The 15,374-nt window shown below is 60.6% G+C and carries 14 protein-coding genes; 4 read left to right on the forward strand and 10 right to left on the reverse strand.

The genetic code is table 11. From position 1 onward, the window contains the following. Window positions 1-38: 38 nt before the first annotated feature. Window positions 39-923, reverse strand: coding sequence for a LysR family transcriptional regulator (locus RTE01_RS14535; protein WP_123551818.1), 885 nt, complete (start codon window positions 921-923; stop codon window positions 39-41). A 98-nt stretch (window positions 924-1,021) separates the two neighbouring features. On the opposite strand from RTE01_RS14535, the gene RTE01_RS14540 reads away from it, so the two are divergent. Next, entirely contained in the window at window positions 1,022-2,218 is a 1,197-nt protein-coding gene (locus RTE01_RS14540) for an MFS transporter (RefSeq protein WP_141335121.1), read from the forward strand. On the opposite strand, the gene RTE01_RS14545 is transcribed toward RTE01_RS14540, so the two are convergent. Beyond that, the gene (locus RTE01_RS14545) at window positions 2,182-3,000 is read right to left on the reverse strand and encodes a helix-turn-helix domain-containing protein (RefSeq protein WP_134527264.1); all 819 of its coding nucleotides are present in this window, start codon (window positions 2,998-3,000) and stop codon (window positions 2,182-2,184) included. The two genes, RTE01_RS14540 and RTE01_RS14545, sit on opposite strands and share 37 nt — an antisense overlap. Before the next feature lie 89 nt (window positions 3,001-3,089). Between RTE01_RS14545 and RTE01_RS14550 the strand changes: the two genes are divergently transcribed. Further along, window positions 3,090-3,806 carry a class I SAM-dependent methyltransferase gene (locus RTE01_RS14550; protein ID WP_041146698.1) on the forward strand — a complete coding sequence of 239 codons (717 nt, stop codon included), beginning with the start codon at window positions 3,090-3,092 and terminating at the stop codon, window positions 3,804-3,806. 152 nt (window positions 3,807-3,958) lie between these two features. On the opposite strand, the gene RTE01_RS14555 is transcribed toward RTE01_RS14550, so the two are convergent. After that, window positions 3,959-4,723: an SDR family oxidoreductase gene (locus RTE01_RS14555; protein WP_134527267.1), complete on the reverse strand. Its 765-nt coding sequence runs from the start codon at window positions 4,721-4,723 to the stop codon at window positions 3,959-3,961. Window positions 4,724-4,820: 97 nt separating this feature from the next. Here RTE01_RS14555 and RTE01_RS14560 point away from each other — a divergent pair, with 97 nt between their 5' ends. Then, a complete protein-coding gene (locus RTE01_RS14560; protein WP_141335123.1) occupies window positions 4,821-5,726 on the forward strand; it encodes an AraC family transcriptional regulator in 906 nt (301 codons plus the stop codon). 74 nt (window positions 5,727-5,800) lie between these two features. Here the strand turns inward: RTE01_RS14560 and guaA are convergent, their stop codons facing one another. Both guaA and guaB read right to left on the reverse strand, forming a co-directional pair. After that, on the reverse strand, window positions 5,801-7,378 hold the full coding sequence (guaA, locus tag RTE01_RS14565; protein ID WP_041146701.1) for a glutamine-hydrolyzing GMP synthase: 1,578 nt from the start codon (window positions 7,376-7,378) through the stop codon (window positions 5,801-5,803). Window positions 7,379-7,443: 65 nt separating this feature from the next. Further along, a complete protein-coding gene (gene guaB, locus RTE01_RS14570) occupies window positions 7,444-8,910 on the reverse strand; it encodes an IMP dehydrogenase (protein WP_041146702.1) in 1,467 nt (488 codons plus the stop codon). Between the two features lie 158 nt (window positions 8,911-9,068). On the opposite strand from guaB, the gene xseA reads away from it, so the two are divergent. Beyond that, window positions 9,069-10,439, forward strand: coding sequence for an exodeoxyribonuclease VII large subunit (xseA, locus tag RTE01_RS14575; protein ID WP_115192125.1), 1,371 nt, complete (start codon window positions 9,069-9,071; stop codon window positions 10,437-10,439). Here xseA and RTE01_RS14580 read toward each other — a convergent pair whose 3' ends face one another. The 5 genes from RTE01_RS14580 to RTE01_RS14600 form a co-directional block, all read right to left on the reverse strand. Then, entirely contained in the window at window positions 10,440-10,664 is a 225-nt protein-coding gene (locus RTE01_RS14580; RefSeq protein ID WP_123551824.1) for a zinc ribbon domain-containing protein, read from the reverse strand. Between the two features lie 49 nt (window positions 10,665-10,713). Continuing rightward, the gene (locus RTE01_RS14585) at window positions 10,714-11,805 is read right to left on the reverse strand and encodes a Gfo/Idh/MocA family oxidoreductase (protein WP_134527270.1); all 1,092 of its coding nucleotides are present in this window, start codon (window positions 11,803-11,805) and stop codon (window positions 10,714-10,716) included. Between the two features lie 132 nt (window positions 11,806-11,937). Then, window positions 11,938-13,416: a ribosome biogenesis GTPase Der gene (gene der / locus RTE01_RS14590; protein WP_041146706.1), complete on the reverse strand. Its 1,479-nt coding sequence runs from the start codon at window positions 13,414-13,416 to the stop codon at window positions 11,938-11,940. A gap of 114 nt (window positions 13,417-13,530) precedes the next feature. Beyond that, window positions 13,531-14,709 (reverse strand): outer membrane protein assembly factor BamB, encoded by a 1,179-nt coding sequence (gene bamB, locus RTE01_RS14595; protein ID WP_041146707.1) that lies wholly within the window; start codon window positions 14,707-14,709, stop codon window positions 13,531-13,533. A gap of 10 nt (window positions 14,710-14,719) precedes the next feature. Further along, the gene (locus RTE01_RS14600; RefSeq protein WP_076947809.1) at window positions 14,720-15,340 is read right to left on the reverse strand and encodes a YfgM family protein; all 621 of its coding nucleotides are present in this window, start codon (window positions 15,338-15,340) and stop codon (window positions 14,720-14,722) included. Window positions 15,341-15,374 lie beyond the last annotated feature (34 nt).

A 15,374-nucleotide genomic window follows, 5' to 3' on the forward strand; every position in this document is an offset into this window, starting at 1 on the left:
CTCGCCGTCACCAGCCGTTCGTCGTATCCGATGTCCGTTCAGCTTCCGAGTTGCCGCAGCAGGCGCAACATTTCGGCGATCCCTTTACTGAGGATTTTATCCTGACGCATCACCACGCCAAGCCGGCGATGAAGGTATGGCGTCAGCGAGTGAACGCTTAACCCGCGACGATCCTCGGCGTCATGCACCGCCATACGCGGCACAATGCTGTAGCCCAGCCCGGCGCGCACCATGCGCTTGATCGCCTCGATACTCCCAAGCTGCATCACCGGCGCAATCGTCAGGCCTGCGGCATGAAACCAGCCGTCAATCAGCGCCCGGGTGCCGCTTCCCGCCTCAAAGGCAATCAGCGGCAGGACCTGCAGAACGTCCGGCGTAAGCCGCGGCGGCGCCAGGCCGTCGCTGGCAAAAATAAACACAAACTCCTCATCGATAACCGGGGTGACCGCCAGGCAACGCCCGTTTGCCGGCAGCGTCACCAGCCCAAGATCGAGCCGGTTTTCCTCCACCGCCCGGACGATATCGAGGGTATTTCCGGTGGTCACGCCCACCGTCAACAGCGGGTGGCCCTCGCGCAGCTGCTGCAGGATCGGGGGTAAAAGATGAATACAGGCCGTCGCCCCGGTACCGAGGGCAATCGCGCCGCTGACCTCATGGCTAAACTCGCCGACCGACCGCAGCGCCGCGCTGACCGCCTGCTCAATATGTTCGCCGTGGGCCAGCAGCGTCAGGCCGGCCGCCGTCGCCTTCACGCCCCGCCCGGTGCGCTCCACCAGCCGGGCCTGAAGAAACTGCTCCAGCTGGCGCACCTGCAGGCTGACGGCCGGTTGCGATAGCCCCAGCACGTCGGCGGCGGCGGAAAAGCTCCCCCGCTGCACCACCAGCCGAAAGGTCGCCAGGTTTGCCAGATTCAGCGTCATCATCGCAAAGTTTCTCTTATAAGGGTCATAAACGGACGGGTCTGCCAGCACAATAGCCTGCGGGATATGCTGTCGACAACCGTATCACTGAACAGAAGACCATGAAAGCAACCGCAAAATCGCCCTCAGCCCCCGCCCTGCTCACCTTTGCCGCCGGATGCAACCAGCTTATCAACTGGGGTATCTCATTTTATATGCCCGGCACCTTTGCCCGAGCCATCGCCCAGGATACCGGCTGGTCTGCAGCGCAAATCTATCTCGGCCTGACCCTTGCAATGCTGATGATGGCAATAGTCTCCCCCTTCGTTGCCCGCCTGCTGGCCCGCCTCGGCGGCCAGCGCGTGGTGATGTCCGGGACGCTGATCGTCGCCGGCGGATGCTTAATCATGGCGAACGCCCATACTCTGCCGGTCTGGTTTTGCGCCTGGCTGCTGACCGGCATTGGTATGCGCCTGGCGCTGTACGACGCGCTGTTCGCCGCGTTGGTGAACCTTTACGGACAGCGTGCAAGAGTGACTATCTCGCGGGTGACGCTGGCGGGTGGCCTGGCCTCCGCCGTTTTCTGGCCGCTTGGCGCCTGGCTGCTGACGACGATCGGCTGGCGTCACGCGCTGCTGGTCTACGCGCTGTTCGGCGTGCTCAGCGCGCTGCTGCTGTGCAAAATGCCGAATATCCGGCTGCCGAGGCCGCCGCAGCGCAAAGCGCGCCCGCCAGCCTCGCGCCACGACCGACGCGTTGGCCTGCTGTATGCGGCGCTGATCGCGCTGGTGACCTTTGTCTCTAACGGAACCTCGACCCATCTGCCCGAGTTTATCGCCAGCTACGGCCTACCTGTGGCGGCAGGTATGCTGTGGGGAGTCGGACAAACCGGCGCCCGTTTTCTGGAAGTGGCTTCCGGCTGCGCATTAACGCCGCTAAAGCTCACGCTGCTCACGACCCTGCTGATGCCGCTGTGCTTTGCGCTCGGCCTGAGTGGCCCCTATTTCGCGTGGGCCGCCGCCGGGTTTGTGTTGGGATATGGCGCGATTAATGGCTTAACCACGGTATTCAAGGCCACGCTGCCGCTGCAGCTGTTTGCCGCACAGGATTACGCCCGGCGCACCGGAGTTTTGCTGATCCCCGCCCAGCTGCTGGCGGCCGCCTCGCCGTTTGCCTACGCCTGGCTTAACCAGCGCCTGGGCATCGAGGGAGGTTTAGCGGTGTCTGCGCTGCTCGCGCTGGTCGTCGCCGCGCTGGCGCTGGCGATTGCCCTGCACCAGCGTCAGCTCCCAGCGGCAACGGTTAGCGAGCCTGCCTGACCCCGTCCATCGCGCTCTTCCTCCCGCCCTTTGTCCTGCACCGGGGAGTAGCCGAACTTACGTGAAAACGCGCGGGAGAAGGCGGCAGCGCTGCCAAAGCCAACCGCGGCGGCGGCGGATTTGACGCTGGCTCCGCTGCGCAGTTTGCTACGCCCAAGGGCCAGCCGCCAGCCGTTGAGGTAGGCGGCGGGCGGCTGGCCAACGGTTTTGCGAAAGAGGGCGATAAACGGTCCACGCGACATGTCCGCGAGGGCCATCAGCTCGGCAATCTGCCACTTCCGCCGCGGTTCGTCGTGCATGGCAACAAGACAGACGTGAAGCCTGGGGTGGGCCAACCCCGCTAATAGCCCGGCATCAACGGTCCCCGCCGCAATAGCTTTACGGATAGCCAGCACCACGATGACCTCGCACAGACGGTTGCGAATGGTCCCGCCGCCGCAGCGCGCCACCTCAACCTCAGCGACAATTAAGTCTGCCAGACCATACAGTGCCGGTTGTTCCGCCAGCGAAAAGCTCAGCTCATCGGGCAAGGCGCCAACCAGCGGGTTTTCACTGCCGCCAAAATCAACACTGGCCGCGGCGCAGAGCGTCACCCCGGTCGGCAGCTTTGCCGTCGTTCTGGCGCGGTACAGCAGATGCGTCGGCCTACCGGCACCGTCGGCATCGACGATTAAAAGATTCGCCGGCGCGGCTGAATCGCACAGCGTGGCGCTGAGGCCAAAGGCTTTCAGGAAAGCCGATAATCGATCATGCCTTAGCGGGATATTCGTACTTTCAATCATGCCTTACCCCAACTTCGTGATTGTAAATCTTTTACCATAGTGTAAAGGGGGCGCGTCGCCTGCCGCCAGAACAATTAACAGGAGCTTGTATGACCCAAAATAGCGCCAGCAAATTTGATGCCTCCCGCGCGGGAGAATATGCCAGGCAGAGCCGAATCGCGCTCGCTGGCTACGATGCCTGCCACGAACTCTCCGCATGTATGCTCTCTGCCGCGCTGGGTGAAGACGTCCCGGCGCGCGTTCTGGTCGTCGGTGCGGGTGGCACGGCTGGTGAAATCATTGCCGCCGCGGCGCTGGAGCCGCAGTGGTCCTTCGTCGCGGTGGATCCGTCGCCGCCGATGCTGGAACTTGCCCGCTCCGCTATCGCCGAGGCGGATCTCACGGATCGGGTAGAAACGGTTTCCGGCGGGGTCATCGATCTGGCGGCCGCCCCGCTCTTTGATGCAGGGATCATGATTGGAGTGCTGCACCACCTGGCCGGTGATGCGGAGAAACTGAATATCCTGCAGCAAATCGCCGCGCGGCTGAAGCCCGGCGCGCCGCTGGTCGTGGCGGGTAATTATCGGCCCTACGCTTCGCAACCCTTATTGATGAAGGCCTGGGAGAATCGCTGGAAAATGAGCGGAGCGGGAGTCGAGGAGCGGCGGGCAAAGATGGACAAAATTCTGCAAGGCGCGCAGCCGCCGCAGTCAGAGGAAGCCGTGATATCCCTGCTCGCAGGAGCCGGTTTTGACCAGCCGGTGAGGTTCTTTTCCAGCCTGTTCTGGGGAGCATGGCTGGCCCGACGGCTGCCGGAGACAGCATGAACAACGCGCCGCCGTAATAACAAATAGCGCCCTGCTGACCCCCCGCGCGCCAAAAACCTGCCAGGACCGCGCACCCGGACAGGTTTTGCTACCCGCATAAGATTAGCCATCTGACCGCCGCTGCGCGGCTGAAAGACGGCCCCTTGCGGGCGTTAATATCGCGATGACAGACCCGCCTCATTCATCCAAAGCTCTGCATCTGCCCCGGCGGGAATACGTAGCGGAGCGGCGGGATCGGTCGCTGCCCGCCAAACCGCTTGCGCCACATCGGACGCATGGGTGACCGGGCCGGCGTCTTCCTGCACGCTGTGGATGAACTGCTGCAGCATCGGGGCATAGTCCGCATCGTCCATGCCGCGCACGTGCGGACGGGCATTAGCGCCGAAGCGAGTTTCCGGCGAACGGCCGGGCAAGACGATGTGCGCGCGGACGCCAAAGGGCGCCATCTCCACCGCCAGCGACTCGGTGAAGGCGTTTACCGCCGCCTTGCTTGCCCGATAAATCCCGACGATCGGCAATGGTTTGAGCGTAACCGTCGAGGTGACGTTGATGACCACGCCGGCCCGGCGCTGGCGCATTTGCGGCACGACGGCCTGAACCATTGCCAGCGTGCCAACGGCGTTGGTCTGAAACAGGGCGTGGACGGTTTCCGGCGCCGTAAGCTCAACCGGAGACGGCGCCCCGAAACCGGCATTATTGACCAGAACGTCGATTGGGCCTGCCGCCGCCACGACCCGGGCGATGCTGGCGGGATCGGTGATATCCAGCGCCAGCACCCGCAGTCGTTCAGAGGCCGGGAGCAGACCTTCCGTCGGCGTGCGCATTGTGGCAATCACCTCCCAGCCCCTGGCAAGGAACAGCTTTGCGGTTTGCAGGCCGAAGCCGGACGAGCAGCCGGTAATCAATATCGTAGACATAGGCATCTCCATTAAAAATGAACATCCTTATGGTAGCGACGCCGCGGAGGACTTAATATAGCCTTTAGTCGCCAAAACTTTAGAGATAGTCCTGTTTATGCTCATAGATCCGCTTGCCGATATCGTCACCCTGCTGCAGCCGGCCGCCCGCTTTTCAAAGCTGGTGGAGTGTGCCGGTTCGTGGCGCATTGAGCGTGCGGCGACGGGTGAGCCCTTCTACTGCGCAATACTAGAGGGAAGCTGTCGCATCACCTTCGACGGAAATCAGCGGTTTACTCTGCAGGCCGGCGACTTTGTTCTTGCTCCTGCGATGCGGGATCTGGTCAACGACAGCCTTGATGCGCCGGACGACATGCCCGCCACGCTGCCTGTCCAGGTCGCCGAGGGGCATTTTCACGTTGGGCGCCAAGACGGCCCGGCCGATCTGCGCATGCTGATCGGCCATTGCAGCTTCGGCACGCCCGACGCCGCCCTGCTGGTTTCGCTCCTGCCGGATATCGCTCTGGTGCGCGACCGGCCCCGCCTTGCCACGCTGATACAGCTGATCGGCGAGGAAACCCGTGAACGCCGCGCGGCCCGCGGGCTGGTGCTGGAGCGGCTGCTTGAGGTGCTGCTGCTCGAGGCGTTGCGCTCGGCAACGGAAACGTCATCCGCGCCGGGTTTAAGCCGCGGCCTGGCTGACGAACGCCTCGCCGTCGCGCTGCGCGCGATCCACGCCCGTCCCGAACATCCCTGGAGCGTCGCCGAGCTGGCGAGCGTCGCGGCAATGTCGCGTTCGGCCTTCTTTGCGCGCTTCAATCGTATCGTTGGCCAGCCGCCTATGGCGTATCTGCTGGCCTGGCGGATGGCGCTGGCAAAGCAGCTATTGCAGGATCGAGAGAGCGGAGTCGAGCAGGTTGCGGTACGCGTGGGCTACGGGTCGGCAAGCAGCTTCAGCGCTGCGTTTACCCGCTATGTCGGCATGCCCCCGGCCCGCTACGCACGCGAGCAAACCACGGGCTAAGCCAAAAATGAAAAAAGCCCGCAGTTACGCGGGCTTAAAAGGCATGGCATCGGCGCCGGGCGCCAGAGGCTAAATCATTCCCACTCAATCGTCGCTGGCGGCTTACCGCTGATGTCATACACCACGCGGGAGATACCGTTCACTTCGTTGATGATGCGGTTGGAGACGCGGCCGAGGAAGTCGTACGGCAGGTGCGCCCAGTGGGCGGTCATAAAGTCGATGGTTTCTACCGCACGCAGGGAAACAACCCAGTCGTACTTGCGGCCATCGCCCATCACGCCGACGGAACGAACCGGCAGGAACACGGTAAACGCCTGGCTGACCTTGTTGTAGAGGTCGGCTTTGTGCAGCTCTTCGATGAAGATAGCGTCCGCGCGACGCAGCAGGTCGCAGTACTCTTTCTTCACTTCGCCCAGCACGCGAACGCCGAGGCCCGGACCCGGGAACGGGTGACGGTACAGCATGTCGTACGGCAGGCCCAGCTCGAGACCGATTTTACGCACTTCGTCTTTGAACAGCTCTTTGAGCGGTTCAACGAGGCCCATCTTCATCTCTTTCGGCAGGCCGCCCACGTTGTGGTGAGATTTGATAACGTGCGCTTTACCGGTCGCGGAAGCCGCGGACTCGATCACGTCAGGGTAGATAGTTCCCTGCGCCAGCCACTTCACGTCTTCCAGCTTCAGCGCTTCTTCGTCAAATAGCTCAACGAACACGCGGCCGATAATTTTACGTTTCGCTTCCGGGTCGTTCTCACCGGCCAGCGCGGCAAGGAAACGATCTTCCGCGGAAACGTGGATGATGTTCAGGCCAAAGCGGTCGCCAAACATGTCCATCACCTGCTCGGCTTCGTTCAGGCGCAGCAGGCCGTTATCAACGAACACGCAGGTCAGGTTTTTGCCGATCGCGCGATGCAGCAGCATAGCGGTGACGGAAGAGTCGACGCCGCCGGACAGGCCGAGGATCACCTTATCGTCGCCAACCTGCTGACGGATGCGCTCAATGGCATCATCAATAATCTTAGCCGGCGTCCACAGCGCTTCACACTGGCAGATATCGCGCACGAAGCGGTCCAGCATACGCAGGCCCTGACGGGTGTGGGTCACTTCCGGGTGGAACTGCACGCCGTAGAAGCGTTTTTCTTCGTTAGCCATAATGGCGAACGGACAGGTCTCGGTGCTGGCAACGGTCACGAAGTCAGACGGGATGGCGGTCACTTTATCGCCATGGCTCATCCAGACGTCGAGCAGCGGCTTGCCGTCGGCGCTCAGCGAATCTTCAATCCCGTGGATCAGCGCGCTGTCGGTTTGTACTTCAACCTGCGCGTAGCCGAACTCACGCTCGCTGGAAGCCTCAACGTGGCCGCCGAGCTGCATTGCCATGGTCTGCATGCCGTAGCACACGCCAAATACCGGCACGCCCGCTTCAAAAACGTATTCCGGCGCGCGCGGGCTGTTATCTTCAGTGGTGCTTTCCGGGCCGCCGGAAAGAATGATGCCGCTTGGGTTGAATTCACGGATTTGAGCTTCAGTCACGTCCCAGGCCCACAGTTCGCAGTAAACGCCTAATTCACGTACGCGACGCGCAACCAGCTGGGTGTACTGAGAACCGAAGTCGAGGATAAGAATGCGATGTTTATGAATGTTGTCCGTCATTGACGTTTATTCCAGAGCAGTAGCAATTAAATAAAATCGCCCGGCGCATGGCCGGGCGATGAAAATCAGGAGCCCATGCGGTAGTTCGGGGATTCCTTGGTGATCGTCACGTCGTGAACGTGGCTTTCCTGGATGCCAGCACCGCTGATACGCACGAATTCCGCTTTGGTACGCAGGGTGTCGATGGTACCACAGCCGGTCAGACCCATACAGGAACGCAGGCCGCCCATCTGCTGGTGAATGATCTCTTTCAGGCGGCCTTTGTAGGCTACGCGGCCTTCAATACCTTCCGGTACCAGTTTGTCAGCCGCGTTATCGCTCTGGAAGTAGCGGTCGGAGGAGCCTTTGGACATCGCGCCCAGGGAGCCCATACCGCGATAGGATTTGTATGAACGGCCCTGGTAAAGCTCAATTTCGCCCGGGGACTCTTCGGTACCCGCCAGCATCGAGCCAACCATCACCGCCGCTGCGCCCGCGGCAATCGCTTTCGCGATATCGCCGGAGAAGCGGATACCGCCGTCGGCGATAACCGGGATCCCGGTGCCTTCCAGCGCTTCGACGGCGTCAGAAACGGCGGTAATCTGCGGAACGCCTACGCCGGTAACGATACGCGTGGTGCAGATAGAGCCAGGACCAATCCCGACCTTCACCGCGCTCACGCCGGCTTCAGCCAGCGCACGCGCGCCGGCACCGGTCGCCACGTTGCCGCCGATGATTTGCAGGTTCGGATATTTTGCCCGCGTTTCGCGAATACGCTGCAGAACGCCTTCAGAATGGCCGTGGGAGGAGTCGATCAGCAGAACGTCAACGCCTGCGGCAACCAGCGCATCAACGCGATCTTCGTTACCGGCGCCGGCGCCAACCGCCGCGCCTACGCGCAGACGACCGTGCTCATCTTTACAGGCGTTCGGTTTACGTTCTGCTTTCTGGAAATCTTTAACGGTAATCATGCCGATCAGGTGGAAGCTCTCGTCCACTACCAGCGCTTTCTCAACGCGCTTCTCGTGCATTTTAGCAAACACGACTTCACGGGTTTCGCCTTCACGCACGGTCACCAGACGCTCTTTCGGCGTCATATAAACGCTAACGGCCTGGTTCATGTCGGTAACGAAGCGCACGTCACGACCGGTGATGATCCCGACCAGCTCGTTATCTTCGGTAACCACCGGATAGCCGGCGAAACCGTTACGCGCGGTCAGCTCTTTCACTTCGCGAAGGGTGGTGGTTGGCAGTACGGTCTGCGGGTCAGACACCACGCCGGACTCATGTTTCTTCACGCGGCGAACTTCTTCCGCCTGGCGCTCGATGGACATGTTTTTATGAATAAAGCCGATGCCGCCTTCCTGTGCGAGGGCAATTGCCAGACGCGCTTCCGTCACGGTATCCATAGCCGCAGAGAGCATAGGAATATTCAGACGAATTGTTTTCGTCAGCTGAGTGCTGAGATCGGCGGTATTCGGCAGAACGGTAGAATGAGCGGGAACGAGGAGAACGTCGTCAAACGTCAGAGCTTCTTTAGCGATACGTAGCATGGGCAATATCTCGACCAGGGTGGATAAATATTGCCGTGGCATTATACAGAGCGTAACCGATTGCATCTACCCTTTTTTGCAAATAATACTTGCGATCGCCTCCCAGCAGGTTACTATCGACTGATTAACCTGCTGATTTAAAATTTGATCTTGCTCACATGTTACCATCTCAATCCCCCGCAATTTTTACGGTCAGCCGCCTAAACCAGACGGTTCGCCTGCTGCTGGAACAGGAAATGGGCCAGGTCTGGATCAGCGGCGAGATCTCTAATTTCAGCCAGCCCTCTTCCGGCCACTGGTACTTCACCTTAAAAGACGATAACGCCCAGGTGCGCTGTGCGATGTTCCGCAACAGCAACCGCCGCGTCACCTTCCGCCCGCAGCACGGGCAGCAGGTGCTGGTACGCGCCAATATCACGCTCTACGAGCCGCGCGGCGACTATCAGATCATCGTCGAAAGCATGCAGCCCGCCGGTGAAGGGCTGCTGCAGCAGAAGTACGAACAGCTGAAAGCGCAGCTGGCGGCAGAAGGTCTGTTCGACCAGCAGCACAAGCAGCCGCTCCCCTCCCCGGCCCACTGCGTGGGGGTGATTACCTCCAAAACGGGCGCCGCGCTGCACGATATTTTGCAGGTCCTCAAACGCCGCGATCCCTCTCTGCCGGTTATCGTTTATCCAACGACGGTGCAGGGTGACGACGCGCCGGGGCAGATCGTTCGCGCCATCGCGTTAGCCAACCAGCGCCAGGAGTGTGACGTGCTGATCGTCGGCCGCGGCGGCGGTTCGCTGGAAGATTTATGGAGCTTTAACGATGAGCGGGTGGCGCGGGCAATTTTTGCCAGCCGCATTCCGGTTGTTAGCGCCGTCGGCCATGAAACCGACGTGACGATTGCCGATTTTGTCGCCGACCTGCGGGCGCCTACGCCCTCTGCGGCGGCCGAGATCGTCAGCCGTAACCAGCAGGAGCTGCTGCGTCAGCTGCAGTCAGGGCAGCAGCGTCTGGAAATGGCGATGGACTATTTCCTCGCTAACCGCCATCGCCGGTTTACCCAGCTTTTCCACCGCCTGCAGCAGCAGCATCCGCAGCTGCGCCTGGTGCGTCAGCAGACGACGCTTGAGCGGCTGCGCCAGCGGATGCGTCTGGCGCTTGATACGCAGATGAAGCGCGCCGATCAGCGCCAGCAGCGCGCCCTTCAGCGCCTGAACGCGCACAATCCACAGCCGCGTATTCATCGCGGCCAGTCGCGTATCCAGCAGCTGGAATATCGTCTCGCCGAGAGCATCCGCGCGCGCCTGAGCGAACAGCGCGAGCGTTTCGGCAATACGGTAACCCATCTCGAAGCCGTCAGCCCGCTGGCGACCCTCGCCCGCGGCTATAGCGTCACCTCCGCCAGCGACGGCAGCGTCCTGAAGCAAACGAAGCAGGTGAAGGCGGGCGATCTGCTAACCACCCGCTTAAACGACGGCTGGGTTGAAAGCGAAGTGAAGGCGATCACGCCGGTCAAAAAAGCCCGCGCGAAGAAGAAATAGCTACGCCTGGTCAGGCAGCACGAACTCAACGCGCTTCTTCGAAATCAACCCATGCCCGTGCTGGCAAAAATAATCGATCGCCCCGCAGGCTTTTAAGACCTCCAGCGGCCGGTGGCAATCGGGACAACGTGCTTCTACGGCAAAGTCTTGTTCACAGCGGCCGCAGTGCGCGCGGCCACCCTGCAGCTCCAGCGGCGTGTGGCAAAGGGGGCAGGCAAGTTCCATGGTGATTCCTTACGCAGTTTTCGTCTGACTAGTTTACCACGACCGCCGTTCAATGCGGCCCGCGTATTTGCTGCTGAAGCTGCAGCAGCAGAGCCACCTCGTCGATGCGCCGCCGGGTCAGCCGCGCGACCTCATCGGGAGCGCGCACAAACAGGCTGTCCGCGCCGAGAATATGTTCCCCCAGGCAGTGCTCGTAGATCGCACCGGCCCGCCGCCAGCGCTGCACCTGTTCGCCGGCAACGAGCTCAACCACCTCGCTATTCTCACGGCGGTCAAGATTGATCGTCCGCCCGTCGCGCAGCGCTATCCGCATGCCCTTCTGCCCTCCCGCAGGACCGGCATACTTGTTGAGCCAGATATTAAGCGGGATCCCGCTCAGCTCCCCCTGCAGATGTGCCTCCCCTTCCGCGGTTTGCGTATCGCCGGGGGCAATCGCCTGGCCCAGACGATCCTTCGCCTGCCGAACCCGAAGGTGGATTCGGTCGTCGTCGCCGCAGGAGCGGATCGTTTCCCGCAGCATCGCCAGCACGTGGGTGCCAATATCAAGGATCACCCCGTCGGGATGCCGCAGCCGGCGCGTATCCGGCCTGCCGGTAGCAAAATTCAGCGCCACCGGGTCGCCCCGCTCGTCAAACCCGCTGGGCTCCTGGAGAAAACCGTCAATACGCACAATATCCTGCGGCGAGGAGAGCAGCGGGCCGCAGGCCTGTACGCCGTTCTCCGGCTGCCAGCGGGCATCGAGCTGGCCCAGCGCCAGCTTCAGCGCACCGTCGCGCGCCATCCAGTGGTCCAGCGCCAGCACCCGGCGGGCGTTTTCCGGTGCGCGCAGCAGCGCGCGTAGATGCGCAATTTGTGGCAGAGTCGCGACGATCGGCTTTTCCACCACGATTCGCGGGCAGGAGGAGGCGAGCGCCGCTTCCAGCACCGGAAGATGCTGCAACGACGCGGTGGTAATAAACAGGATGTCCAGCGGCTTTGCCAGCAGCGCGGCCAGCGAGCCGCAGCGGCTGACGCCCTCCGGCATCCGCTGAGGATCGCTATCAAAACCCCAGCACGCCGCCAGCGGTATCGCCAGATTTTTCAGCGCCGGCAGCCAGGCCGTCTCCACCACCGCGCCCAGCCCAATAAATCCTGCCTGCATCGTTCCCCACTCCCGTTAGCACAAAATAATCCGCTGAAATAATACGGGAATTATGGCGGAACGCCGGGTAGATTGCGCGGCGGATGCTGCGCTCTGCGGCAATAAAAAACCCGCCAGCGGCGGGTTTATCTCTTACTTTCCTTTCTTGATGTGCTTAATCAAGCGTTTACGCTTACGCATCTGGTTCGGCGTCAGGGTATTGCGTTTGTTGGCAAACGGGTTCTCGCCCTCTTTGAACTGGATACGGATCGGCGTACCCATAACTTCCAGCGATTTGCGGAAGTAGTTCATCAGATAGCGTTTGTAGGAATCCGGCAGGTCTTTGACCTGGTTGCCGTGGATCACCACGATCGGCGGGTTGTAACCACCGGCGTGGGCATATTTCAGCTTCACGCGACGGCCGCGTACCAGCGGCGGCTGATGGTCTTCCGCAGCCATGGTCATAATGCGGGTCAGCATCGCCGTGCTCACGCGACGGGTGGCGCTGTCATAGGCTTCGCGTACCGATTCAAACAGGTTGCCGACGCCGCTGCCGTGCAGGGCAGAGATAAAGTGCACGCGGGCGAAATCGATAAAGCCCAGACGGAAGTCGAGGGTCTCTTTCACCTGCTCTCTGACTTCCTGGCTCAGGCCGTCCCACTTGTTGACGACGATCACCAGCGAGCGGCCGCTGTTGAGGATAAAGCCCAGCAGGGAGAGATCCTGATCGGAAATACCTTCTCGCGCATCGATAACCAGCAGCACCACGTTGGCGTCTTCAATCGCCTGCAGGGTTTTAATAACCGAGAACTTTTCTACGACATCGGTAATTTTACCGCGCTTACGTACGCCCGCGGTATCAATCAGGACGTATTCGCGCTCATCGCGCTGCATCGGAATGTAAATGCTGTCGCGGGTGGTGCCCGGCATGTCGTAGACCACGACGCGATCTTCACCGAGAATACGGTTGGTCAGCGTTGACTTACCGACGTTCGGACGACCGACGATGGCCAGCTTAATCGGCAGATCCTGCGGATTAAAGTCATCCTCCGGCTCTTCCGGCAATTCGCCGTTCTGCTCGGCTTCAAACTGCGCCCAGTAGGCAGCGTCTTCGTCAACTTCTTCCGACGGGTCGATCTCTTCTGCCCACGGCAGCAGCACGTGCTCCAGCAGGCTGGTCACGCCGCGACCGTGCGATGCGGCGATCGGGTGGATATCACCGAGGCCCAGCGTCCAGAAGTCAGCAATGGCCTGATCGGCATCGATGCCGTCGGTTTTGTTCGCCACCAGGAAGGTTGGCTTCTCACGAGAACGGAGGTGCTTGGCGATCGCCGTATCCGCAGGCATCAGGCCGGCGCGCGCATCAACCATAAACAGCACCACGTCAGCTTCTTCAATCGCCATCAGCGATTGTTCAGCCATGCGTGTTTCAACGCCATCTTCCGTGCCATCGATACCGCCGGTATCGATACAGATAAATTCACGTCCTTCTACTTCAGCACGACCGTACTTACGGTCACGAGTCAGCCCCGGAAAATCCGCGACCAGCGCATCACGAGTGCGAGTCAAGCGGTTGAAGAGCGTGGATTTTCCAACGTTAGGGCGCCCGACAAGCGCGACCACAGGTATCATGTTAAATGCCTCATACAAATTACTATGCAACGTCGTTTTTCAAGACGCTTTTAAAAACAGGAAAACGGCCCCTGTATACCAGGGGCCGTTTCTCAATCCTGACTACCGCGCAACTTAACGCGTAATCGAGTACAGCGTACCGTCCGTTGCCTGGATTAGCAGGCGACCGTCAGCCACGATGGGGTCAGTGCGGAAGCCGGAGCTGTCAACCTTCTGCTGAGCCACAAAGTGCCCATCTTCCGGGTTTACCCAGTGCATATAGCCTTCGCTATCGCCGACGACCAGATTACCATTATACAACACCGGAGCGGTCAGCAGACGATGCAGTAAATCGCTTTGCGTCCACAGCGTCACGCCGCCTTCGGTGGTCAACGCCAGCAGGCGATCGTTCTGATCGACCAGGTAGATACGGTTGCCGTCAACGATAAAGTCGTTCACCGAGCCCAGCTCGCGTTTCCACATGATCTGGCCGCTGCGCAGATCCAGCGCGGTCAGGTTGCCGTTGTAAGCGAGCGTATACACCACGCCGTTGACGATAACCGGAGTGGTATCAACGTCGTTCAGGCGATCGATTTCAGTCGGGCCAGTGGCCTGAGAGATGCGCTGCTGCCAGATGATCTGACCCTGCTGCATCAATACCGCGCTAACGCGACCGTTATCGCCGCCAACAATGGCCGCGCCATAGGCGGTCGCCGGTGCGGATTCACCGCGCAGAGAAAGCGCCGGCATATCCAGGTTGACGGTCCACTTCACCGCGCCGTCGGCTTCGTTCAGCGCCTGCAGCTGGCCGTTGCTGGTGTGAACCAGCACCATGCCGTCGCTGACGACCGGACGAGAAATCGCTTCACCGGCCACGCGGGTCTGCCATGCCACAGTACCATCGCTGGTATTCAGGGCAAACAGCTGCGCTTTTTCACTGCCGATATAGACGTGACCACCGGAGACGGTGACGCCGCCGGAGAGCAGCGCCGGCGTGCGGGAGAACCAGCCGTCTTTCTCGGCCAGGTTCACCGACCACACCTCTTTCCCGTCGTCAGCGCCCAGCGCTTTAACGGTGCCTTTACGGTCGGCCGCGTAGACCACGCCGTCGGCAAAGGCCGGATGGAGGTTAGAGTAAAATTCGCCGATACCATCGCCAACTGAGGTGCTCCAGGACGTGGACGGCGTAAACTGATTTTCCACCGTCGGCAGTGGCGACATTTTCACCACATCTTCTTCGCTGTTAAACAACGAACAACCGCTTAATAAGGTAACGGAAAGCAGCCCTGGCAAAAGTAATTTACGCAATTGCATCGAGTCCCTCTCAGATGGACAAATTATTTATTTTCATACGCATCATTTCGCTGAGCGCCGGTGAAGCATCGCTTTTCACGCCCGCTTCCCACGCCGCGCGAGCGCCCTGCTTGTCGCCTTTATCCAGCAGAATCTCACCGCGAAGATCGGCAACAATCGCGGTCCAGCCTTCGCCTTTGATCCCCTCAAGGGTCTTCAGCGCCGCATCAGGATTTTTCAGCTGCAGCTGCACGCGAGCAAGACGCATGTTGATAACCGACTTCAGATTATCATCCGGGGCGGCGGCTAATCCCTGCTGGAGCTGCTTTTCAGCGCTCTGCAGATCGTTTTTCTCAACAAAGCGCTGCGCCAGCTCCAGGGAGGCAAACGCACCGTAGGCGTTTTTGCTGTCAGCGGCGAACTTCTGCGCCGAATTCAGCGCTTCAGGCTTGTCCGATTTAAGCGCGGAAATGGCATTCTCATAGGCTAAAGAGGAGTCTCTGGCCGTATCCTGCTGATGAGAGCTCCAGTAGCGCCAGCCAACCAGCGCTCCAATCCCTAAAATCACCCCAACGGCCAGCGCTTTGCCATTTTCGGCAAAGAAACGCTTTAGCGCATCGACCTGATCGTTTTCGTTGTTATACGTTTCCACGCAGTCCTTCTCCTGACTAATGATTCCCGGGAGA

The organism is Klebsiella terrigena, from assembly GCF_006539725.1.
GTDB classification, from domain to species: Bacteria; Pseudomonadota; Gammaproteobacteria; order Enterobacterales; family Enterobacteriaceae; genus Klebsiella; species Klebsiella terrigena.